Source organism: Zestomonas carbonaria (genome assembly GCF_904061905.1).
Classification (GTDB): Bacteria; Pseudomonadota; Gammaproteobacteria; order Pseudomonadales; family Pseudomonadaceae; genus Aquipseudomonas; species Aquipseudomonas carbonaria.
Genome location: NZ_CAJFCI010000037.1, coordinates 1 through 21,323, shown reverse-complemented (window position 1 = coordinate 21,323; position 21,323 = coordinate 1). Strand labels below are relative to the sequence as shown.

The window sequence follows — 21,323 nt, the reverse complement described above, 5'->3', positions numbered from 1 at the left end:
TGCCGATGCCCCCGCGCCAACGCTGTCTCGACTGCCTCGCCAGCGAACCCGCCCGGCTCTTCGAAGCCGCGTTGTGGATCGCCGCCGAGCACGACCCCGACCTGCAGCCGAAGCAGTGGCTGAATGCGGTCACCAACCTGCGCCAGCAGGTGCTGGTGGCGCTGCCCGAGCGACCGGCGCGGGAACTGGCCCAGCCGCTGTTGCGCCGGCTCAGCGAACTGGGCTTCCAGGAAGACAACGACGAGCCGCTGCGACCGCAGGCCGCCCTGCTCCACCACGTGCTGCAACGCAAACGCGGCCAGCCGCTGTCCCTGGCGCTGCTGGCCATGGAACTGGCGCGCCAGTTGGACATCCCGCTGCAAGGAGTGAACTTCCCCGGCCATTTCCTGCTGTGCGTGCCCGGCACCAACCACCTGCTCGATCCCTGCACCGGCCGTCATCTCTATCTCGAGGACTGCCGCGCACTGCTCTACCACCACGTCGGCCCGGACCTGGAGCTGAGCGCCGAACACCTGAGCCCCTGCACCGGCCGGCAGATCCTCCAGCGCCTGTCGCGCAACCTGCGCATGCTGCACGTGCATGCCGAGGACTACCTGGCCGCGCTGAAGGATGCCGAACGGGTCATCGAGCTCGGCCCACCCTCTTCCTTCGACCACCTGGCCCGCGCCGAGCTGTACCGTATGCTGGACTGCCCGCAGGCGGAGCGCTACGACCTCGAATGCGCCCTGCTGCTGACCGACGACCCGGCCCAGCACGCCCTGCTCGGCAAGCGGTTGAGCGAGATCAAGGGCACCCCGCCGCTACACTGACGACCGCTCGTCGATGCGCGCGAGAAACGCCAGGTAGTGCTTCAGCACCGCTTCCGGCGCCTCGACCTGCGGGTAATGGCCGATATCGTCGAGCAGCACGGTGTCGGCGCCTTCGATCAGTTCGCGATAACGCGCCACCATGTGCGCCCCGGAAATCGGGTCCACCGCGCCATCGATCACCCGCATGGGCACCTTCGAGCGCTGCATGGCCGCCACCCAGCGCTCGCGCTGCTGGCGACGCTCGGGGATGTAGTGGATCAGCCGGTGCATCACCGCCGGGCCGCCGTTGTGGGCGATCAGCGTCCAGAAGCCGTCCAGCTCGGCCTCGCCCGGCTGGGTCGCCGGACCGAAGACCTTGGCGAAACTGGCCGCCAGCCGGCGCCGGTCGAAGCGTCGGCCAACCAGTGCACCGATGGGGCTGAGCAACAGCTTCTGCACCAGCACCGGCCGGTGCGTCTCGGGGAACAGGCCGCCGTTGAGGAACACGCAACTGGCCATCCGGAACCCGCCGTCCTCATGCCGGGCCAGCAGTTCCTGGGCGACGCTGTCGCCGTAGTCGTGGGCCAGCACGTGCACCGGCTCGTCGATGCCGAGGTGGGCGAGCAGCGCCTGCTGGATATCCGCCTGCTCCAGCAGCCGGTAGTCGTGGCCGCGCGGCTTGGCCGAATCGCCGAAGCCGAGCATGTCGCAGGCGATGACACGGTAGCGCTCGGCCAGCGGTGCCCACAGGTAGTGCCAGTCCCAACTCGCCGTCGGGAAACCGTGGATCAGCAGCAGCGGCTCGCCCTCGCCCGCCGTCCAGTAGCGGATCGCATGGCCGCCGAAGGCGAAGTCGCGGCCCTGGGCGCGCCAGGCGTCCAGGGCGATGCCGGGCAGGGCCATCAGTCGGCGTAGCCGGGGTTGCGCTGGTCGAGCAGGCGCAGCAGGGCCGGCCAGGCCAGCGCGCCGCCCATGCCCTGCTTGCTGCGGGTCACGCCGGCGGCCATGGCCTTGGCGCCGTCGAGGATCTGCTGCGGGATGTGGATCAGCTCGGCACCGCCGCCCTGCGCCATCACCTGGACCTCGCAGGCGCGCTGCAGGGTGAACATCATCAGGAAGGCGTCGGCGATGGTCCCGGCGGCGGTGAGCAGACCGTGGTTGGGCAGGATCATGAAGTTCTTGTCGCCCAGGTCGGCTTGCAGCCGGGCCTTCTCGTCATGATTGAGCGCCACCCCTTCGTAGCCGTGGTAGGCCAGGCTGGAGAGCACGAACAGCGACTGCTGCGACAACGGCAGCAACCCCTGCTTCTGGGCCGACACGGCGATGCCGGCGGGCGTGTGGATATGCAGCACACAGGCCACGTCCGGGCGCACCTCGTGCACCGCGCTGTGGATGGTGTAGCCGGCGGGGTTGATGTCGTAGGGGCTGTCCAGCAGCTTGTTGCCGGCCAGGTCGATCTTCACCAGGCTGGAAGCGCTGATTTCGTGGAACATCATCCCGTAGGGGTTGATCAGGAACTCCTCGGTGCCCGGGATCTTGGCGGAGATGTGGGTGAAGATCAGGTCGTCCCAGCCGTAGTGGGCGATCAGGCGGTAGCAGGCGGCGAGATCGACGCGGGTCTGCCATTCGGCGGCGGAGACCTGGTCCTTGACGTTGACGATGGGTAGAGCGCGAGCAGCGGTCACGGCGTTCACCTCGATGTTGTCGTTATTTGGGTGCCCATCGAGTCTAGCGGGGATACCCGCCCACGATAGTCGCCTTGGCGGCCAGCTTGCTGGCCGTGTGGGTCAGGAGCGGGCTGTTTTACTGGATCCCCGCGTTGTAGGAGCCAGCTTGCTGGCAATACCTTGGACGTTGCCGGGATCGCGAGCAGAGAACTGGGCGTCTTCCTCGCTCCTACGTGTTTATTGAAGCCGTGTTCATTGGATTCCCGCGTTCGCGGGAATGACGGTGTGGCGTTGGCGTTTCGTTCCCCGTCATCCCGCGCACGCGGGGACCCAATAACCACCAGCCCTCAGACCAACTGCACCAGCAGCGGCGCGACCGCCAGGTTGAGCAGCCCCATCAGGACCATCACCAGGCCCGCCACCGACCCCTCCTCATGGCCGATCTCATGGGCGCGGTTGGCCCCGGCAGCGTGGGCGCCGACGCCGAACAGCGCGCCGCGCGCCAGGCTGCTGCGGATCGGCAGCCACTTGAGCAGCAGGCCACCGAACGCTGCGCCGAACACCCCGGTGACCATCACGAACACCGCGGTCAGCCCCGGCACGCCGCCCAGGTCGGCGGCCATCGGCATGGCGAACGGCGTGCTGATCGAACGCGGCAGCAGCGACAGGCGCACGCTGTCGTCCAGCGCCAGCGCGTTGGCCAGCGCCCAGGAACTGGCGATCGCCACCGCGCTGCCGACCAGCATCCCGGCCAGCAACGCCGGCCAGTGCCGGGCGAGCATGGCACGCTGCTGCCAGATCGGCACGGCGAAGGCCACGGTGGCCGGGCCGAGCAGCGCCATCAACCAGTGGGTGAGGCTGGAATATTCGGCATAGGGGGTGTGCAGCGGCAGCGCCACGGCGAGCAGCACCGCCGGCACCAGCAGCAGCGGCGACAGCAGGTAGCGGCCGGTGCGCCGGTACAGCCAGCGGCTGAAGACGTAGGTGCCGAGGGTCAAGGCCAGCCAGAACCAGGCCTGCCACTCAATGTTCATGCTGCGTCCTCCGTCGGCACACCCATTCCACCGCCAGCGCCGTGCTGAGCATCACCAGCAGGGTGCTGACGCCGATCACCAGCAGGATGCGCCAGCCGTCCTGGCGCACCAGCGCGCCATAGTCGAGCAGGCTCATCAGCGCCGGGATGAAGAACAGCAGCATTTCCGCCAGCAGCAGGCCGGCCCCCAGCTTCAGCGCGGCGGGCTGCACCTTGCCGCTGGCGAAGGCGAGCAGCAGCAGGGCCAGACCGATCACCCCGCCGGGCAGCGGCCAGCCCGACCAGGCGGCCAGCAGGCTGCCGGCGGTGTACAGGCCGATCAGCACGGCCAGCTCGCAGCACAGGCGGACGAAGCGCAGGGAGAGGCGATACATGGCGGCAATCCTCGATGGAGATGGCGCTCAGGCTACGCCTGGACCTATCATCCCAAAAGCGAATTGTTCGACTGAAAGGCATTCCAGAATGGAATTCAAACAACTGCGCAGCTTCGTCGAGGTGGTGCACCAGGGCGGTTTCACCCAAGCGGCCAAGGTACTGCACGCCAGCCAGTCGGCGGTCAGCAAGCAGGTCGCGCAGCTCGAACAGCGCCTCGGCGTGCAACTGCTCGAGCGTCTTGGCCCGCATATCCGCCTCACCGATGCCGGCGCGCTGGTGCTGCGTCGTGCCGAAGAAATGCTGCGCCTGCACCGCGACCTGCTCAACGAACTCGACGATCTTGGCCAACTGGCACGCGGCGAACTGCGCCTGGGATTGCCACTGCTCGGCAGCGACGCGCTGTTCGCCAGGCTGTTCGCCGAATATCGGCGGCGCTACCCGAACATCGTCGTGCATCTGCAGGAAGGCGGCAGCCTGAGCATCGAGCAACTCGTCCTCACTGGCGAACTGGAACTGGGCGGCAGCCTGACTCGCAGCGATCCGGCCTTCGAAACCCAGCCGTTCTGCAACGAACCGATGGAGGTGCTGCTGCCGGCCGATCATCCGCTGGCCGGGCAGGCCGACGTCGCCCTGGCGGAGCTGGCCGACACGCCATTCCTGCTCTACCAGCAGAGCTTCATCCTCAACGACCGCCTGTTGAGCGCCTGCCGCGAAGCCGGCTTTACCCCACGCGAAGCCGGGCGCAGCGGTCAGGCGGACTTCCTTGCCGCGCTGGTCGCCGCCGGCCAGGGCGTGGTGCTGCTGCCACGGGTGGTGGCGCGCGGCCTGCAACGCCCCGGCGTGGCGCTGCTCAAGCTGCGCGAGCCCGACCTGCGCTGGGACATCGCCTTCATCTGGCGCAGCGGCGCCTACCTGTCACGCGCGGCACAGGCCTGGCTGGCGCTACTGAGGGAAAAGCCGCTCCTGTAGGGTGCGCTGCGCGCACCGTTTACCTGGGAACATGCGCGGCGCTCCGTCGGAAAGACCGAGCGTCCACCGGATCGGTGCGCACGGCGCACCCTACGAGAGCAACGCGCCCGTCAGGCCCGTAGCGCCTTGGCGAAATCGGCCAGCCAGGGCTCGGCGTCGACTTCCGGGGTGACCGTCTCGCTGGCGTCCAGGCGCAGCATCTCCTGAACCTCGCGGATGCCCAGCTCGGCGAACAGCTCGCGGACCTGCTCTCCACCGCCGCAGAAGGTATCGCCGTAACTGGAGTCGCCCAGGCCGATCACGCCGCCGGGCAGCCCGCTCCAGGCCGGGAAGTGATCGCGGATCGCGTGGTAGAGCGGCAGCAGGTTGTCCGGCAGTTCCCCCATGCCGGTGGTCGAGGTCACCACCAGGAACGCCTCGGGGGCGAAGGCGAGGATCTCCTCCAGGGTCGCGCGCGGGTTGTGCCAGGCCTCGAGGCCGGCGGCCTTGAGCAGGCGCTCGGCGTGGCGGGCGACTTCCTCGGCGGTGCCATAGACCGAACCGGAGAGGATGGCGACTTTCATGAAGCACTCCATAGAAGCTGACTGAGAAAGTCGGGCATTATGCCGCAAGCGCACCCACCATCGCGAAACCTGGAAAAGCGCTCATTCTTTGTACAAGACGAACGCCATGGAGCCTTCGATCAGCTAACCTCTTTACAGATTTGTCTGAAAAGCAGGCACGCCTGGTGATCTTCCGACGTAAATCGGCTACATAGCCCGCCAGATTGGCCCCGTGGCGTCGTCGATTTCGTTTTCCACCCGCACCCGGCTGGCGTTTCGAAACAAGGTACTTGGCACGCCCACGAGCCATCCGGGAAGGGAAGAGAAAGGAAGGGAGGCACCCACGGCAACGATTCGTTTTGCCGATGGTCATAGCGGTTCCATCATCGCGAGTTCGATATGCAAGACGATTCGATACTGACTCAGGAGGAGTTGGACTTCATCCGCAGCCTGCACGAGGCACCGCGGCCGATCTCGCATATCCCCCAGAAACTCACCGTCGAAGGCGGCGAACAGACCCGGGAATTGCTGGCCCAGCTCGCCACCCACGAGCAACTGACCATCGAAGCCCATATCGACAGCCAGCGCATCACCTTCCCGGTGCGCGTTGTAGAAGACGAGTTCAACGCCCTGCACCTGCAACTCGGCGCCCCGACCATCGTCGAGCAGGCCTCCGCCGAACGTCCCTGGCGGCTACCCTTCACGCCCCCGGCCAACCTCGTCGACGAAGAGGGCCTGCCCAGCGCCCTGTGGCTGCACACCTTGTCGCAGAGCGGCGTGCTGGTCGAGGTCCGCGAGCAGCCGGTGCCCAAGCGCTTCAACCTGTGGCTGCCGGTCGAGGGCCAACGGCCGCTGGAGTTGAGCGGCACCCTGGCCAGGCAAACCGGCGAGGGGCTGTTCGCCTATCGCCTGAACCTGCGCAAGAGCCGCAGCAACGAGCGTCTCCGGGCCTTCCTTCTCGAACGGCACCAGCACCTCCACCGCCAGGAAAGCGCACCAAGCTGAACCGATCCGCCGGAAACGCGCCCCCGCACCAGGCATCCGGCACCCGCCGAACACCATCGCAGCGCCTCGATAACACCGCCCCTGGCGCTTTGCGGAAAATCCGGAATAATCCTTGCTTCTCGAAACAGGCTTCGCCCCACCTACCCCCGGGCGACGTTCCGCGCCGACCCTACCCGGGTCGCCGCAGCAGCAAGGAGATACACAATGTCTGCCCATCCCGTCACCCTGATGGTGGCGCGGCGCGTGCCCCGCGAGCGCTACACCCCCTTCCTGTCCTGGCTCGACGAAGGCCGCCAACTGGCCGCCCGGTTCCCCGGCTACCTCGGCTCCGGCGTGCTCGCCCCGCCTCCCGAGGACGACGAGTTCCAGATCGTCTTCCGCTTCAGCGACGCCGACAACCTCGCCGACTGGGAACACTCGGCCGACCGTCGCGCCTGGCTGGCGCGTGGCCACGGCCTGTTCGCGCAACCCCACGAGCACCGCGTGCAGGGACTCGACGCCTGGTTCGGCGATGCCCGGCAACCGGCGCCGCGCTGGAAGCAGAGCGTGGCGATCTGGCTGGCGTTCTTCCCGGTATCGCTGGGCTTCAACCTGCTGTTCGGCGGCTGGCTGGGCGACCTGCCGTTGCCCCTGCGCATCCTGCTCAGCACCCTGGCGCTGACGCCGCTGATGACCTACTGGTTCATCCCGCTGTCCACTCGCCTGCTCGCCCCCTGGCTGCACCGCCAGCAGCCCTCCCCCGCCCAACTGCAATCGCGCTGACCCGCTCGCCCGGCTTTTGCCGGGCGTCGGACTACGGTAACGTTGGCCCATCCGCGCGGACGGCCTTGACGTCGCCACGCTGTGCCGTGCATAAGCCTTTGCGCCCGACTCCCACGCTCCCGTCCGCCGCTCCCCGGCCGAGCCCGCACGGGCAGAGTTTCCGCAACCGATCGAGCCCGTATGACCAGTCCTATCTTGATCACCGGCACCAACAAGCGCGTTGGCCTGCAACTTTCGGAGCGCCTTGCCGAGGCCGGCTTCGACGTCCTCGCCGTGAATCGCTCTCCGGCTGCCGGGCACCACCCGCGCATCGCCCATTTCCAGGCCGACCTGCGGAGCACCGAGGAGCGCAACGCGCTGATCGCCTTCGTGCGCAACAGCTACCCGTCGCTGCGCGGCATCATCCACAACGCCTCGCTGTGGCTAGACGACGACCTGGACAACCTCGACACCATGTTCAGGATCCACGTGGAAGCGCCCTTCCACCTGAACCGCGAACTGGGCGACCTGCTCAGGCAATCGGCCAAGGCGGACATCATCCACATCTGCGACGACAGCTCCTCGCGCGGCAGCAAGAGCCACGTCGCCTACGCCGCGACCAAGGCCGCGCTACAGAACATGACCCTGTCGTTCGCCGCGCTGTACGGCCCCGACGTGCACGTCAACGCCATCTCCCCGGGCCTGCTGATCTTCAAGGAAGACAGCACCCCGGAATACCAGGCCAAGGCGCTCAACAAAGCCGTGCTGCAATACGAGCCGGGCGCCGAGCCTTTGATCCAGGCGGTGTTCTACCTGCTCGAATCGAACTACAGCACCGGCAGCAACATCGTCATCAACGGCGGGCGCCATCTGCGCAGGAACTGACACCGCCCCACCCGGCCACACAGGAAGACGTCATGGAATTCCAGCAGGTAATGGACATCGCCAGCTTCATATCGACCATCCTCACGGGCATCGCCAGCGTGGTGATCCCCGTCATCCTCTACCGGTCGCAGAAGCAGAAGGCCACCCTCGACTACATCAAGGCCGGGCGCGACTCGTGGATCCAGATCGACCTCGGGCTACTCGACAAGCCCGACCTGCTGCGCCAGGCGGAAAGCATCCTCTCCTCCGGCAGCGAACCGCCCAGCGACGAGGAAATCCAGCGCAAGTGGCTGGCGCTGATGATCCTCAACGTGGCCTTCTCCGACTTCATCGGCCTGAAATACGGCTATCACGAGCTCGAAGAGCGCGACAAACTCTTCAACATGATCAAGTCGCTGATGGCCGACGAGGACATCTACCGGCTCAGCCAGCAAGCCTACAACGAAGAATTCCGCAAGGAATGCCGCAAGGCCCGCGAGGAAGCGACCGGCGCTCCCGCGGCTTCCATCCCCGAAACCACTCTTGTCCAACGGAGTGCATTGTCATGACCGAACAACAACAACTCGAACTGGAGGCCGCCGCCTTCCGCCAACTGGTCCTGCACCTGCGCGCGCGCAGCGACGTGCAGAACATCGACCTGATGAACCTCGCCGGCTTCTGCCGCAACTGCCTGTCCAAGTGGTACAAGGCCGCGGCCGACGACGCCGGTATCGAGCTGAGCCTCGAACAGGCCCGCGAAGAGGTCTACGGCATGCCCTACGCCGACTGGAAAGCCAAGTACCAGAAGGAAGCCAGCCCGGCGCAACAGGCCGCCTTCGACAAGGGCAACAAGCAATGACCGCACTGAACGACTTCCGCGCCAGCCTGCACAGCGGCCAGCACCTGTTCGCCGAGACCCTGGCCTTCATCGCCGCACACTACGACTACCAGCCCAGCGCCTTCGTCAACGGCGGCGTGGAGAACGCCGCCGGGCAGAACGAGGGCTCCTGCAAGACCCTTGGTCTGGCCCTGCTGGAAGGCCTGAGCCTGGAGGAAACCCTGCGCGCCTTCGGCGAGCACTACCGCAGCGTGCTGGCCACCCCGGACGGCAGCGACCACGGCAATATCCGCGCACTGATGGAAACCGGGCTCGGCGGCGTGCACTTCGAGCAACCGCCACTCAAGCGCAAGGACTGACCGCACAAAAAACAACAAAAATGTCGGCAAAAGCCGACAGACAGCACACAAAAAGCCGCTTATCCTGCCAACCGGAAAATGATCGGGAACCAAGGGCCTTCGCGTTGAACGCGTGCCCTCCCGTTTCTCACGGACATGGAGTCGCACGGATGCAGCAGCACCTGGCATGGAAGCCTTGCCACACCCCCGGTATGGAAAATTTGCGCCTCAGGCACGACGACTGCGGCATTCACGCCAGCAGTCACCTGATCCAGAGCCTGAGCGGCCACAGCATCGCCGCCACCTACGTGCTCAACTGTGACCCGCGCTGGCGTTTCCGCCGCCTGTGGCTGCAGGTCGACAACCATGGCCGGCGCAGCCTGACCCTCGACCGGGACATCCGCGGCCACTGGTTCCTCAACGGCGAACCGCGCCCGGACCTGCTCGACTGCCAGCAGGCGATGCTCTCCGCCTCCCCCTTCACCCACACCCCGGCACTGCAGCACTATGCGCTGGAAACCGGGCAGAAGGTGGAACTCCAGGTCGCCTGGGTCGACCTGTTCGACTTCAAGGTCGAGGTGCGCCGGCAACGCTACCACTGCCTGCGCCGGCAGGCCGGGCGCACCGTCTACAGCCATGAGGCGGAAGGCAGGCCCGCGAGCGAGATGATCGTCGACGACGACGCCCTGCTGATCGAGTCCAGCGGCCAATACCTGCGCCAGACCGCACGTACCCTGCGGGCCGGCAGACCAGCGTAGGCCGCCGCCCCCTGTCGCCTACAGGCCGTCGAGGTAACGCTCGGCGTCCAGCGCAGCCATGCATCCGGCCCCGGCGGAGGTGATCGCCTGGCGATACACCGAGTCGGCCACGTCGCCGGCGGCGAACACGCCCGGCACGCTGGTCGCGGTGGCATTGCCGTCGCGGCCGCCCTGTACCACCAGGTAGCCGTCGCGCAACGTCAGTTGGCCTTCGAACAGCGAGGTGTTGGGCGTGTGGCCGATCGCGACGAACAGCCCGTCGACCTTCAGTTCGTCGTGGCCGCCGTCACGCAGTTTCAGGCGCACGCCGGTGACGCCCGAAGCATCGCCCAGCACTTCGTCCACCTCGGCGTTCAGTCTGAGGACGATCCTGCCTTCGGCGACCCGCGCCATCAGCTTGTCTTGCAGGATCTTCTCGGCGCGGAAGGTCTCGCGACGGTGCACCAGGGTCACCTTGCTGGCGATGTTGGCCAGGTACAGCGCCTCCTCCACGGCGGTATTGCCGCCGCCGACCACCGCCACCTCGCGGTTGCGGTAGAAGAAGCCATCGCAGGTGGCGCAGGCCGACACGCCCTTGCCCATGAACGCTTCCTCCGAAGGCAGGCCCAGGTAGCGGGCGCTGGCGCCGGTGGCGATGATCAGCGCGTCGCAGGTGTAGGTTCCGCTGTCGCCGCGCAGGCTGAAGGGCTGCCCGGCCAGGTCGACGGCATCGATATGGTCGAAGACGATCTCGGTCTCGAAACGCTCGGCATGCTCCTGCATGCGCGCCATCAGTGCCGGGCCGGTGAGCCCGTGGGCGTCGCCCGGCCAGTTGTCCACCTCGCTGGTGGTGGTCAGTTGGCCGCCGGCCTGCAAGCCGGTGATCAGCAACGGCTTCAGGTTGGCGCGGGCCGCGTAGACGGCTGCGGTGTAACCGGCGGGGCCGGAACCGAGGATGATCACCTTGGCGTGGCGGGTTGCGGACATGACGGACTCCTGCCGGCGCGTGCCAGCGAAAATAAAAAGGGGGCCACCAGAACCAGGGGGAGGCTCGTAGACGGCAGTGGCCCCGCAAAGCGGGTCGCGGCACGGCGGCCGCGACGGATTGCCGGCAAGGCTACGCAGGCACCCAGGTGGGCGGAAGTTTCGTTTTCCAATCCGCGCCATAGGCAAACCCTATGTGCGAATACACCGCAATGCACTGTCTATACTCGGCAAACCACTGGCAGCACGGCGACCGCACGAAAACGTGCCGGCCCCGCGGCGGATCAAGAGACGCACGAGAAACAGAGGACCCTCCATGAACGACACATTCCGCCGTTCCATATTCCAGGGCCCATCCCACGAGCACTTCCCGCTCGATCGCCAATAAGCCGGACAGTTGCCACGCATGACTTTGCGCCAACGCCTGCTCTGGCTCTCCATTCCGCTGCTCGTGCTGACGCTGCTGATCGTCGATGTCCTGTCCCAGCGCCTGCTGCTCAGCCGTTTCGACAGCCAGGACCGCCAGGTGCTGTCCAGCGAGGCGAAGACCCTGGGGCAGCGCATCGACAACACCGTCACCCGCAGCCTCGACCTGCTGCGCACCTACGCCTGGTGGGACGACAGCTACGAGTTCGTCCAGGGGGCGGCCCCCGAAGAGTTCAGGCGTCGCAACCTCGACCCCGACTCGCTGATCAACCTCGGTCTCGACTTCATGGTCTACCTCGACGACAGTGGGCGGGTGCTCGGCGAACAGTGGGTGCCGCCCGACCTCAGCGAGCTGACGGCGGTCGACGGCCCCCGGCCCGACAGCATGCGGGGCCTGCGCCTGAGCATCCTCGAACGCAGCGCCGAACTGGGCCTGTACGAGCGCCATGACGACGTGGAGGATATCAGCGGCCAGTTGCTGCTGGTGCAGGGCGTACCGCTCATCCTCGTGAGCAGTCCGATCACCAACAGCCAGGGCACCGCCACGCCTGTCGGCACCATACTGGCCGGCGTGTTCCTCGACGCCCAGCGCCGGGAAGAGCTGCAGCACCAGGTGGACGGCACGTTGCTCCTGCTGCTGCCCGGAGAGAATCGCGACTGGGAAACGCTGGGGGCAAGCGACTTCCTCCAGCGCACACGGGTCAGCCAGGGCCGGACGCTGGACCAGCACCGGCAACAGATCGAACTGCTGTTCCACGACCTGCGCGACGAGCCCTCGGTACGCCTGCAGATCACCCTCCCACGCACCCTCTACGAGCAGGGCCGGCAAGCGATCGGCTTCTTCCTCTGGCTCACCGCCGCCGTGGCCCTGGTGGCGCTGCTGCTGGTCTACCTGGGGCTCGACCGCTGGGTACTGCGCCGCGTGCAACGCCTGAACGCCGAGGTTTCCGGCATCGGCTGCGCCGCCCCGCTGCCGCGCCTGAGTGCCCAGGGCAACGACGAACTGGGACAACTGGCCGGCGAGCTCAACAAGATGCTCGAACGCCTGGACCAGAGCGAGGCGCGCGAGCGGGTGATCCTCGACTCCATCAGCGACGGCTACTTCGAGATCGACGCCAACGGCACGATCACCAACGTCAACCGCGCCCTGCTCGAACAGCTCGGCTACGCCCCGGAAGAACTGGTCGGCCATTCGTTCCGCAAGGTGCTCAGCAGCGAGGACATCGAGCGCGCCCGCCTGCAACTGCTCAAGGCCCTCAGCGAACAGGGCTCGACCACCTTCTCCGCGCCGCTGCGGCGCAGGGACGGCAGCCTCGCCTACCTGGAGACGCGCTTCTCCCTGGCGCACAACGCCGAAGGCGAACTGGTCGGCTATCGCGGCATCCTGCGCGATGTCAGCGAGCAGATCGCCTACCAGAACCAGTTGCTGGACATGGCCTACCGCGACCCGCTGACCGGCCTGGGCAACCGCAAGGCGTTCGACGAACAACTTCGCGCGGCCATCGAATCGGCGCGCCGCGAGCAGAGCCCGCTGGTGCTGATGTTCATCGACCTCGACCACTTCAAGGACGTCAACGACCGCTTCGGCCACGATATCGGCGACGCGCTGCTGATCAGCATCGCCGAACGCCTGCGCCAGTCGCTGCGCCAACCCGACCGCTTCTACCGGCTCGGCGGCGACGAGTTCGTCATGCTGCTCCCCGGTACCTCGCGCGAAGCGGCCGAGCGGCTCGCCCAGCGCCTGCTGTTCGCCCTCGCCACGCCCGTCGAACTGAACGGCATCCGCATCGACTTCGTCACCCCGAGCATCGGCATCGCCCTGTTCCCCGAACACGCCGACAACGCCGAGGCACTGGTCAAGGCGGCCGACAGCGCCATGTACCGTGCCAAGCAGGGGCGCAACCAGGCATGCGTCTACGAGGCGAGAAGCGCCCGCTAACACTTCGTCACGGCCATCCCGCTTACCCCCGCCACGCAAAACCGGTATGGTCGGCGCGATTCCCATTGCGAAGGAGAAGCCATGTCCACCCCGGTGCTGTCCGGCCCGCAATACCTGCGCGAAGGCCTGAAACTGGTACTGAGCCCCGGCCTGCGGCTGTTCGTGCTGCTGCCGCTGACGGTCAACGTGCTGCTGTTCGCCGCGCTGATCGGTTTCGCCGTGCGCGGCTTCGGCGGCTGGGTCGACCAACTGATGCCGAGCCTGCCGGACTGGGCGGGCTTCCTGGCCTACATCATCTGGCCGCTGTTCGTGGTGCTGGTCCTGCTGATGGTGTTCTTCACCTTCACCATGCTCGCCAACATCATCGCCGCGCCGTTCAACGGCTTCCTCGCCGAGAAGGTGGAAGTGGTGGTGCGCGGTCAGGACGACTTCCCGCCGTTCAGTTGGGCCGAACTGGCCGCCATGGTGCCGCGCACCATCGGCCGCGAGATGCGCAAGCTGGCCTACTTCCTGCCACGCGCCGGCGCGCTGCTGATCCTCTCGCTGATCCCCGGCGTGAACATCATCGCCGCGCCGCTGTGGCTACTGTTCGGCGTCTGGATGATGGCCGTGCAGTACATCGACTACCCGGCGGACAACCACAAGCTGGGCTGGAACGAGATGCTCGCCTGGCTGCGCGAGAAGCGCTGGCAGAGCCTCGGCTTCGGCGGCATCACCTACCTGGCACTGCTGATCCCGCTGGTCAACCTGGTCGCCATGCCCGCCGCCGTGGCCGGCGCCACGCTGTTCTGGGTGCGCGAGGAAGGCGACAAGGCGCTGGTGAAGTAATCCCGCCGCACGAACGCTCCTCATCCGGCACTCCATGTGCTGGATGACTTCCCGCCGATTGCCATCCCCCGTCGCCGACCAGCCTCTCCCGGCATGGAGCCGTCCCCCATCCCGGGGTCAGGCGCTTCACCAGCAGGCAGAACTACGGCACGAAATAGTCGCAATGGTACAGATGCCCGACGTCCTTGCCGCCCCGCTGCAACGCCCGGCCAGCTTCTGGCCTCCATCCTGGAGCGGGAGCACCAGCGCGGAAGGATTCATGTCGAACACCCTACCGAGGCCGCCAGGACCTTTCTCGGCGCGCTGATGGGAGCGACCTATCCCTCGGCCCTGCCGGGGGCGAATGTTCCGTCTCGCCGGGAGCTGGACGGTCTGAACCGGGAGGTTTGCCGGACCTTTCTTCAGGCTTGGATGGGTGATGATTGATGCGGCCGTAGGTTAGGCGCCCGCTTTATTCGTTGGTGACAGGTTTGGTGGCTGGGGGTAGCCACGCTCCCTCACCCCGGCCCTCCCTTTGGGGGTGGGCCAGGGTGAGGGGCGGACTTGATAGTTGGCACCTGACGTCAACCGAGCATGGGCTAATCGAGAGTACGCAGCATTAATCCCGCTTCAGCCAAAGTCTGTCGGTAAAGTTCGGGAGTCTCGTCGACCCTCGCCCAGGGCTCGTCCAGGCATTCGGCCAGGGCGATATGGCTGCTCGAGCGGCAGCGATCCTCCAGTCCGCATCCCTCATAGAAAGCATTGACCAGCTCGACCATCGGCTCGCGCTGGTTGTCCATCAGCACCGCCGCGTGGGCCAGGGCCACGGAGCGGCCGTCGCCCGGCCGGCGGCGCCAGCGCTGGGCGGTGCCGGCCAGTTTGCGGCCTTGCAGGGTGATGTTGTAGCGGCCGTCGCAGAACGCGCCGTCCACCGCGCCGAGGCCCGGCTCCAGGCCCTGGGTGGCGAGCCAGGCGGAGAATGGCTGGCACAGGCGCAGGTAGGCGGTTTCCAGGCGGGTCAGTTCCTTTTCCCCCGGCGGCACGGCGTAGACCAGGGCGACGTTGAGCACCGCCGGCGACTGCGGCACCGGCTCACCGCCGGTATCGCGCAGCGCCACCGGCCAACCGCGCGCCTCGCACAGCGCCTGGGCGGCGGCGAAGCCGGGCAAGCGGCTGAACTTGCGCGGCATCACCAGCGCCGGCTCGCTCGGCCGCCACAGCAGCAGGGCGCAATCGCCGTCGCCACCGTGCACCCGGTCGAGCAGTTCGCGCTCGGCATCCAGTCCCGCTTCCACCGGCAATTCCCGTATCGCTCGCATCGCTGCCGCCCTCTGAACAATTCGGCCGCAGCCTAAACGCTCGACGCCGGCTTGGGTAGCGGCACGCCGTCATGCAACGGTCACGCCCTCGTCACAATCGCTACACGGCGCTGGAGGAGACTCCTGACATGAACCGACCCACCCTGGATATCTGCCTCGTCAGCGAGACCTTCCCTCCGGAAATCAACGGCGTGGCCAACACCCTCGGCCACCTGCTCGACGGCCTGTTCCAGCGCGGCCATCGCGTGCGGCTGGTGCGACCGCGCCAGAGCGGCGAGACCGCGCCGTCCGACGACGACCTGCTGCTGGTGCGCGGCTGGCCGCTGCCCGGCTATCCCGGCCTGCAATGGGGACAGGTGTCGATGCACCGCCTGCTGCGCCGCTGGAAGCGCCAGCGCCCCGACGTGCTGTACATCGCCACCGAAGGCCCGCTCGGCCTGGCCGCCCTGCGCGCCGCGCGGCGCCTGAAGATCCCGGTGGTCAGCGGCTTCCACACCAACTTCCAGCAGTACAGCGCGCACTATGGCCTGACCCTGTTCAGCCGTCTGCTGGACCATTACCTGCGCTGGTTCCACAACCGCTCGCACCTGACCCTGGTGCCCAGCGCCAGCCAGTGCCTGGAACTGCGCCGACGCGACTTCGAACGGGTCGAACTGCTGATGCGCGGGGTCGACAGCCGCCTGTTCCATCCGGTTCGGCGCTGCGCCGAATTGCGCAGCGCCTGGGGCCTGGACGAGGAAGACATCGCCGTGCTGCACGTCGGCCGGCTGGCCCCGGAGAAGAACCTGGGCCTGCTCGCCCATGGTTTCGCCCAGTTGTGCGCCAACCATCCGCAGCGCCGCTTCCGCCTGGTACTGGTCGGCGATGGCCCGCAGCGCGAGGCGTTGCAGCAGGACCTGCCCGACGCGGTGTTCTGCGGTTCGCAGCGCGGCGAGGAACTGGCCCGCCACTACGCCTCGGGGGACCTGTTCCTGTTTCCCAGCCTGTCGGAGACCTTCGGCAACGTGGTACTGGAGGCGCAGGCATCGGGGCTGGCGGTGGTGGCCTTCGACCAGGCCGCCGCCGCCCAGCACATCCGCCACGGCTACAACGGCGCGCTGGCCATGCCGGGCGACGAAGCGGCCTTCTGCGACGCCGCCAACTGGCTGCTGGAGGATCACGAGCGTCTGCGCCGGGTCCGCCTCAACGCCCGCCGGCACGCCAGCCGCCAGGGTTGGCCGGCGATCGTGGAGCGCTTCGAGGAACACCTCTACGCCGCAGGACGGCCGGCCGAGACGGCGAACGGCGCCCTGCCCCACCAGCAACCGTGACGGGTGGAGGGATGCAGGCGGTGTTTCCTTCCGTCTTCCCCGCGAAAGCGGGGCCACAAAAAAGGCGGGAAGCCGCTGCCGGCCGCCCGCCAATACGGAGCAGTCGCGTTACCAGGTCAGGGCCAGGCCCAGGGCCAGGGTGTCGGTGTCTTCCAGGTTGCCGACGCCCTGCTTGCCGTCGATCTCGAACTGGTTGTACTCGGCGATCAGCCGCAGGTTGTCGTTGATGTCGCGGGTGTAGGCGATGGCGCGGGTCTCGTAGTCGGCCTCGATGCCCAGGCCGTTGCCGTCGTCGCGGGTCTTGCCGTAGGACAGCGCCACGCGGTTCTTGCCGAAGCGGTAGGCGCCCTGGAACAGGTAACCGTCGCTGTCCATCTCGCGCAGGGAGGCTTCGCCGAGGTTGTTGGTGAAGAACGGGTTGATGCCCTTGGCGGTGAAGCCGGAGGCGACCAGGGTGAAGTCGCTGATCTTGGCCTGCACGCCATAGCCGACGCCCTTGGACTTGACGGTATCGACGCTGTCGTCGGTGTTCTCCGAGGACTGGTAGGCGCCGTTCAGCCAGGAGTAGATCTGCGCGCCGGCCAGGTCGAACTGGTAGGTGAGCTCGGCCTCGAAGCGCGGGTTTTCCTGGTAGGCCTTGCCGGTCGGGCTGTCGTCGTTGGTGTCCACCGGATCCATGATCCCGGCGGCCAGGCGCAGGCCGTTCACCACCGGTGTGCGATAGGTGATCTGCGCGGTGGGGAACGGATAGGGATAGCCGCTGCCGATATTGCCGAACGACACGCCGCCGCCGTCCACCAGGCCGAGGGTGTCGCTGACCTGGCCGTAGCCGCCGAGCAGTTCGTCGAGGAGGATGTTGGAGCGGGCGAACAGGCCGAAGTCCTTGCCCACCAGCACCTCGCCCCAGTCACCGGAGACCGTGCCGTAGAACTGGCGGACGTCGATGGCGGTGTCGGTGCCGTTGGTCTCGCCGTCGTTGATGGTGACCCAGAAGGACGAGCGCGCGCCGAGCTTGAGGTCGTCCACCTGCTTGCCCATGTTGAAGCCGATCCAGTTGGGCAGGAAGCCCATCTTCACCCGCGACTGGGTGCGGTCGAACTGCTCGCCGGGCCGGTCGATGTCGCTGTTGACGTAGAAGGCGTTGACGTAGCCGTCGGCGGAAAAGGTGGTGTCGTCCTTGTCGTACAGCACGATCTCGGCGGCGGCCGGCAGGGCGAACGCCAGGGCGGCGGCCGAGGCCAGGGCTAGGGGAAGGATTCGGGGGCTGGCGGTCTTGTTCTTGTACATGGCGCTCTCCGCGGGTGGGGACGACTGACGTGCGAGTCGTGACGGAGGCGATTATCGAAACGCCATCGGCGCGGCCATACGCTGCCATGGCCGTGGTTCGCTCCTGCTTTGGCCGGGTATCGGAGGCCCGCTCTGCCGGGCTTAAGACGTCGGGAACGGAGGGAGCAAGGCTTAAGTCGTAGGGGGCGGGACACAAGGAGGTGACGGCCGGATCCGGCACGCGGGAAAGAGGGATCGGTGCGTGCGCACGCGGTCAGGCGCTGGTCAGCATCCAGCGGCCACCAGCACTGGCCAGCAGGGCCTGGTGGGCGGCGAGCAGGTCGTCGCGGGTCAGCCCGGCCAGGGCTTCGCGCAGCCGCCCGGGCCAGTCGTGGGGACGCCCGGCCTGGTGCAGTTGCCAAGCATGTTCGGCCCGTTCGGGGAAGCGAACCGGCGCTTCCAGGCTGCTCGACAGCGCCCGGCGCAGGTCGTCCAGCGGCGCCGTTGCCAGGAGCCGGGAGTCATCCAGGAATGCATCGACATGGCCGAGCAGTTGCTCCGCCGAAGCCCAGGGCGATTGCACGGCGAACAGCAGGCCAGGTAGCCCGCCGACCTGGCGGAATCCCGAGAACACCGCGTAGCCCAGTTGCATCTCGCTGCGCAGTCGCCGGTAGAAAGGCTCTTCGAAACAGCGGGCGAGCAGCCGCCAGGTCGCTTCGCCAGCGGCCGAGCGGTCCGCCAGCGGACAGAACAGCAGCACGGCGTGTTCGTCGCCGGCCAGCGCCAGGTCATGGCGATGCGCTCCAGCGGGCAACGGTGGCGGAGGCAACCCAGCGGGCTGCGAAATGCCGGGCACGGTGGACAGCCACTGGCCGACGACCCGCCTCCGCTCCGCCGACAGGCCGACCAGCAGCCCATCCCACCGCGCCTGTCGCCATCCCGCGACGATCCGTTCGGCTGTCGCCTCCCGCTCTGTGTGGTGAAGCGAGCCGCCCAGCGCCAGAGAGTCCGGCAGCGCGTACAGCAACTGGCGGATCGGCAGTTCGCCAGCCTGCCGGCGACGCTCGGCCAGCGACAGGCGCAGCCCCTGTGCGCAGGCGGATGACACGGGCTCGCGCAGAACGGAGGCAGTCGCGGCCAGCACGTCTGGCAGCGCGTCGGCATCGCCTTGCAGGGTCAATTGCCAGTCCATTCCCTGCGCCGTGAAACGCAGCTCGACGCCACGCTTGCGCGCCGCACCGGCGACCGGCCGCAACGCCCGCTGCAAGGCGAAGAACGACGCCCGGCCAGCATCGGCCAGTCGCCAGCGCAGGAACAAGGCGCCCCGCTCCTCCGGTCCCGGCAGCCAAGGCAGCATCACCTCGGCGCCAACAGGCGACGATGCAGCGACGCCCGCCCCATCCGCCACACCGAAGCGCCAGTCGCCGGTCCGAGAAACAGGAGGCCGCGCCGGCTCGCGTTCGAGCCACACGCCGAACCCCGCCGACTCGACCCACTCGCCCGCCACGCGGTCGTCACCGGACAGCCGGATCAGCCGCTGCGGCTGCAACTGTGCGAACAGCGCGGCAATCCCCTGCTCATCGACGCCCGCCGTCGCCCGTTGCCATTCGCGCACCCGCTCCAGCGGCGCCAGTTCGACCAGGCGCCGGGCGGCCTGCCCGGCGTACTCAGCGAGCAATTCGCGCCAGGATGCGGCCGCCATGAAAGCCAACCAGTCGAACAACGCGGCCTCGACCCGCTCCCGGGTTGCCGCACGCTCGTCGGCCAGGGTGAAGTCGAGCACCAGCAATGCCTGGCCCGCATGCTGGTAGGGAAGACGCACCCGCATTTCATCGAGCCAGCCACGCTCGCAGAGCTGGGCCAGCAGGGCACCGGGAGCTTCGTCGCGGATCAGCCAGGAGAAGAAGTCCACCGCCGCCTCCAGCGCCGGCGGCTGCTCGTCCAGGGCGAACGCCAGCCACAGGCGTGGCGGGCCGGCGGGCAGGCGCAAGCGCAGCCCCTCTCCACGCAGCGGCGACAAGGCTGGCGGCACGCTTCGCGCCTGGGGGGCACCGCCCGGCAAGCCCATCGCGAACCGCTCGGCCAACCGACGCAGTTCGGCCGGCGACTGCGGGCCGAGCAGGGTCAACGAGAGTTGCCCGGCCTGGTAATGGCGACGGTGGAAATCGCCCAGCGCCTGCTGGAACCCAGCCTGCTCGACAGCCAGGCTCGCGCGGTTGCCGGCATGGAAGTCCGCCAGCGGGTGGCCGGGCGTCAATCCCCGGGCCAATGCCGCGTCGCAGAGGGTGTCGAGATCGCCGGCACGGGCGCGGTATTCGGCCTCCAGCACCTCGCGCTCGCGCAACTGCCCGGCCTCATCCAGGCAGGGATGGGCGAGCATGTCCAGCAGACGCTCCAGGCCCTGCTCCAGATGCGCGGAAGGCAGTTCGAAGAAGAAGTCGGTGCTGCGCGCCTGGGTGGAGGCGTTCAGACGGCCGCCGCAAGCCTGCACGAAGGGCATCAGGCGCTGCTCGTCGCTGAAGCACTCGCCGCCGAGGAACAGCAGGTGTTCGAGGAAGTGCGCCAGGCCGGGAAAGGCCGCCGGCTCGTCGTGGCTGCCGGCCGCCACCCGCAGCAAGACCGCCGCCCGGCTGTCGTCCGGCGCATGGACGATCGTCGCCCGCAGGCCGTTGGCCAGGGCGAAGCGCTGCGACGGAAAAGCGAGCTGAGCAGCCATGCGGCCACCGTGACGATCGTTTGCGCCAGCTTCCCCGACACGCCGCCGCCAGGCAACCCTTCTTTAGAAGTAGGTCGAGCCGACCGCCGTGGCTGCCCGCTCGCCGTAGTGCGTCCCGGACGCCGGACGGTAGCGGTCCACACCGTCGCGCACCACCAGGCCGGCCTGGGTCAGGCGCTTGAGCACCTGGCGCACGCTGATCAGCGACAGCGGCTCGCCCGACTCGGCCAGTTCCAGGTGCAACTGCTTGCTGGACACCGTCCCCTGCTCGCCGGCGATCCGCCAGAGCGCCTTGATGATCTTCAGCCGTCCCAGGCTGTTGCGCAGCCCCGCCTCCTGCAATATCCGCCTGGCTTCCTGGCAGCCGTAGCCGGCGGCGCTGTGCGGTGGCTGGCCACCCGCTCCGGAGATAAGGGCTATCGATTCCCGCATGGCAAAGCTCCCTGGTCGTTCAGCGATCCCAGCATGGCAGGCCATCTGCCATCAATCGCCAGGCCATTCACCGTGAATGACCCTCCTGTTAATAGGACGAACGAGAAAGGAAAAACCTGCAATTTTTTGGTTCATCGCGCTTTCCCGGGGAAGGCGGCCTTGATTTTCAGGAAGAAGTAGTCCGAGTCCCGGAAGCCATAGGCCATGCGTTTGATCACCTTGATCCG

The 21,323-nt window shown here is 67.5% G+C and carries 23 protein-coding genes; 13 read left to right on the top strand and 10 right to left on the bottom strand.

Annotated elements, in window-relative coordinates; genetic code table 11:
• Nucleotides 1–5: 5 nt before the first annotated feature.
• Nucleotides 6–809, top strand: a complete 804-nt coding sequence (locus PSEWESI4_RS08930) for a SirB1 family protein (protein ID WP_187670851.1) — start codon at nt 6–8, stop codon at nt 807–809.
• Here PSEWESI4_RS08930 and PSEWESI4_RS08925 read toward each other — a convergent pair.
• The 4 genes from PSEWESI4_RS08925 to PSEWESI4_RS08910 form a co-directional block, all read right to left on the bottom strand.
• On the bottom strand, nt 801–1,691 hold the full coding sequence (locus PSEWESI4_RS08925) for an alpha/beta fold hydrolase (RefSeq protein ID WP_187670850.1): 891 nt from the start codon (nt 1,689–1,691) through the stop codon (nt 801–803). The two genes, PSEWESI4_RS08930 and PSEWESI4_RS08925, sit on opposite strands and share 9 nt — an antisense overlap.
• On the bottom strand, nt 1,691–2,473 hold the full coding sequence (locus tag PSEWESI4_RS08920) for a class II aldolase/adducin family protein (protein ID WP_187670849.1): 783 nt from the start codon (nt 2,471–2,473) through the stop codon (nt 1,691–1,693). Before PSEWESI4_RS08920 ends, PSEWESI4_RS08925 begins: the two co-directional genes overlap by 1 nt.
• Nucleotides 2,474–2,802: 329 nt before the next feature.
• Nucleotides 2,803–3,489 carry an LrgB family protein gene (locus PSEWESI4_RS08915; protein ID WP_187670848.1) on the bottom strand — a complete coding sequence of 229 codons (687 nt, stop codon included), beginning with the start codon at nt 3,487–3,489 and terminating at the stop codon, nt 2,803–2,805.
• Entirely contained in the window at nt 3,479–3,862 is a 384-nt protein-coding gene (locus PSEWESI4_RS08910) for a CidA/LrgA family protein (protein ID WP_187670847.1), read from the bottom strand. The genes PSEWESI4_RS08915 and PSEWESI4_RS08910 overlap by 11 nt, the downstream gene beginning before the upstream one ends.
• 88 nt (nt 3,863–3,950) lie before the next feature.
• On the opposite strand from PSEWESI4_RS08910, the gene PSEWESI4_RS08905 reads away from it, so the two are divergent.
• Complete coding sequence (locus tag PSEWESI4_RS08905) at nt 3,951–4,832, top strand: LysR family transcriptional regulator (protein ID WP_187670846.1); 882 nt, start codon at nt 3,951–3,953, stop codon at nt 4,830–4,832.
• A gap of 110 nt (nt 4,833–4,942) precedes the next feature.
• On the opposite strand, the gene PSEWESI4_RS08900 is transcribed toward PSEWESI4_RS08905, so the two are convergent.
• Nucleotides 4,943–5,395, bottom strand: a complete 453-nt coding sequence (locus PSEWESI4_RS08900; protein WP_187670845.1) for a flavodoxin — start codon at nt 5,393–5,395, stop codon at nt 4,943–4,945.
• A gap of 378 nt (nt 5,396–5,773) precedes the next feature.
• Between PSEWESI4_RS08900 and PSEWESI4_RS08895 the strand changes: the two genes are divergently transcribed.
• The 7 genes from PSEWESI4_RS08895 to PSEWESI4_RS08865 all read left to right on the top strand — a co-directional run bounded on the left by PSEWESI4_RS08895 (nt 5,774) and on the right by PSEWESI4_RS08865 (nt 9,918).
• Nucleotides 5,774–6,379, top strand: coding sequence for a hypothetical protein (locus PSEWESI4_RS08895; protein ID WP_187670844.1), 606 nt, complete (start codon nt 5,774–5,776; stop codon nt 6,377–6,379).
• Nucleotides 6,380–6,583: 204 nt separating this feature from the next.
• Nucleotides 6,584–7,141 (top strand): antibiotic biosynthesis monooxygenase, encoded by a 558-nt coding sequence (locus PSEWESI4_RS08890; RefSeq protein ID WP_187670843.1) that lies wholly within the window; start codon nt 6,584–6,586, stop codon nt 7,139–7,141.
• A gap of 180 nt (nt 7,142–7,321) precedes the next feature.
• Nucleotides 7,322–8,005 (top strand): dihydromonapterin reductase, encoded by a 684-nt coding sequence (gene folM, locus PSEWESI4_RS08885; RefSeq protein ID WP_187670842.1) that lies wholly within the window; start codon nt 7,322–7,324, stop codon nt 8,003–8,005.
• Nucleotides 8,006–8,037: 32 nt separating this feature from the next.
• Nucleotides 8,038–8,553, top strand: coding sequence for a hypothetical protein (locus tag PSEWESI4_RS08880; RefSeq protein ID WP_187670841.1), 516 nt, complete (start codon nt 8,038–8,040; stop codon nt 8,551–8,553).
• Nucleotides 8,550–8,843 carry a DUF1244 domain-containing protein gene (locus PSEWESI4_RS08875; RefSeq protein ID WP_187670840.1) on the top strand — a complete coding sequence of 98 codons (294 nt, stop codon included), beginning with the start codon at nt 8,550–8,552 and terminating at the stop codon, nt 8,841–8,843. Before PSEWESI4_RS08880 ends, PSEWESI4_RS08875 begins: the two co-directional genes overlap by 4 nt.
• A complete protein-coding gene (locus PSEWESI4_RS08870) occupies nt 8,840–9,181 on the top strand; it encodes a HopJ type III effector protein (RefSeq protein WP_187670839.1) in 342 nt (113 codons plus the stop codon). Before PSEWESI4_RS08875 ends, PSEWESI4_RS08870 begins: the two co-directional genes overlap by 4 nt.
• Before the next feature lie 191 nt (nt 9,182–9,372).
• Entirely contained in the window at nt 9,373–9,918 is a 546-nt protein-coding gene (locus PSEWESI4_RS08865) for a putative glycolipid-binding domain-containing protein (RefSeq protein ID WP_235978905.1), read from the top strand.
• Between the two features lie 18 nt (nt 9,919–9,936).
• Here PSEWESI4_RS08865 and trxB read toward each other — a convergent pair whose 3' ends face one another.
• A complete protein-coding gene (gene trxB / locus PSEWESI4_RS08860) occupies nt 9,937–10,884 on the bottom strand; it encodes a thioredoxin-disulfide reductase (RefSeq protein WP_187670837.1) in 948 nt (315 codons plus the stop codon).
• A gap of 403 nt (nt 10,885–11,287) precedes the next feature.
• On the opposite strand from trxB, the gene PSEWESI4_RS08855 reads away from it, so the two are divergent.
• The 3 genes from PSEWESI4_RS08855 (at nt 11,288) to PSEWESI4_RS25415 (ending at nt 14,500) form a co-directional block, all read left to right on the top strand.
• Nucleotides 11,288–13,246 carry a sensor domain-containing diguanylate cyclase gene (locus tag PSEWESI4_RS08855; protein ID WP_187670836.1) on the top strand — a complete coding sequence of 653 codons (1,959 nt, stop codon included), beginning with the start codon at nt 11,288–11,290 and terminating at the stop codon, nt 13,244–13,246.
• A gap of 81 nt (nt 13,247–13,327) precedes the next feature.
• Nucleotides 13,328–14,074, top strand: coding sequence for a sulfate transporter CysZ (cysZ, locus tag PSEWESI4_RS08850; RefSeq protein WP_187670835.1), 747 nt, complete (start codon nt 13,328–13,330; stop codon nt 14,072–14,074).
• A gap of 93 nt (nt 14,075–14,167) precedes the next feature.
• Complete coding sequence (locus tag PSEWESI4_RS25415) at nt 14,168–14,500, top strand: TetR/AcrR family transcriptional regulator C-terminal domain-containing protein (protein ID WP_408004294.1); 333 nt, start codon at nt 14,168–14,170, stop codon at nt 14,498–14,500.
• Nucleotides 14,501–14,652: 152 nt separating this feature from the next.
• Here the strand turns inward: PSEWESI4_RS25415 and PSEWESI4_RS08840 are convergent, their stop codons facing one another.
• The gene (locus tag PSEWESI4_RS08840) at nt 14,653–15,372 is read right to left on the bottom strand and encodes a lipoate--protein ligase family protein (RefSeq protein WP_187670833.1); all 720 of its coding nucleotides are present in this window, start codon (nt 15,370–15,372) and stop codon (nt 14,653–14,655) included.
• A 128-nt stretch (nt 15,373–15,500) separates the two neighbouring features.
• Here PSEWESI4_RS08840 and PSEWESI4_RS08835 point away from each other — a divergent pair, with 128 nt between their 5' ends.
• A complete protein-coding gene (locus PSEWESI4_RS08835) occupies nt 15,501–16,682 on the top strand; it encodes a glycosyltransferase family 4 protein (RefSeq protein ID WP_187670832.1) in 1,182 nt (393 codons plus the stop codon).
• A gap of 108 nt (nt 16,683–16,790) precedes the next feature.
• Here the strand turns inward: PSEWESI4_RS08835 and PSEWESI4_RS08830 are convergent, their stop codons facing one another.
• From PSEWESI4_RS08830 to PSEWESI4_RS08820, 3 genes are all read right to left on the bottom strand, one after another.
• Complete coding sequence (locus PSEWESI4_RS08830; protein WP_187670831.1) at nt 16,791–17,969, bottom strand: porin; 1,179 nt, start codon at nt 17,967–17,969, stop codon at nt 16,791–16,793.
• A 253-nt stretch (nt 17,970–18,222) separates the two neighbouring features.
• Nucleotides 18,223–20,664: a pyrroloquinoline quinone biosynthesis protein PqqF gene (gene pqqF, locus PSEWESI4_RS08825; RefSeq protein ID WP_187670830.1), complete on the bottom strand. Its 2,442-nt coding sequence runs from the start codon at nt 20,662–20,664 to the stop codon at nt 18,223–18,225.
• Between the two features lie 63 nt (nt 20,665–20,727).
• A complete protein-coding gene (locus tag PSEWESI4_RS08820) occupies nt 20,728–21,096 on the bottom strand; it encodes a hypothetical protein (RefSeq protein ID WP_187670829.1) in 369 nt (122 codons plus the stop codon).
• Between the last annotated feature and the right edge of the window lie 227 nt (nt 21,097–21,323).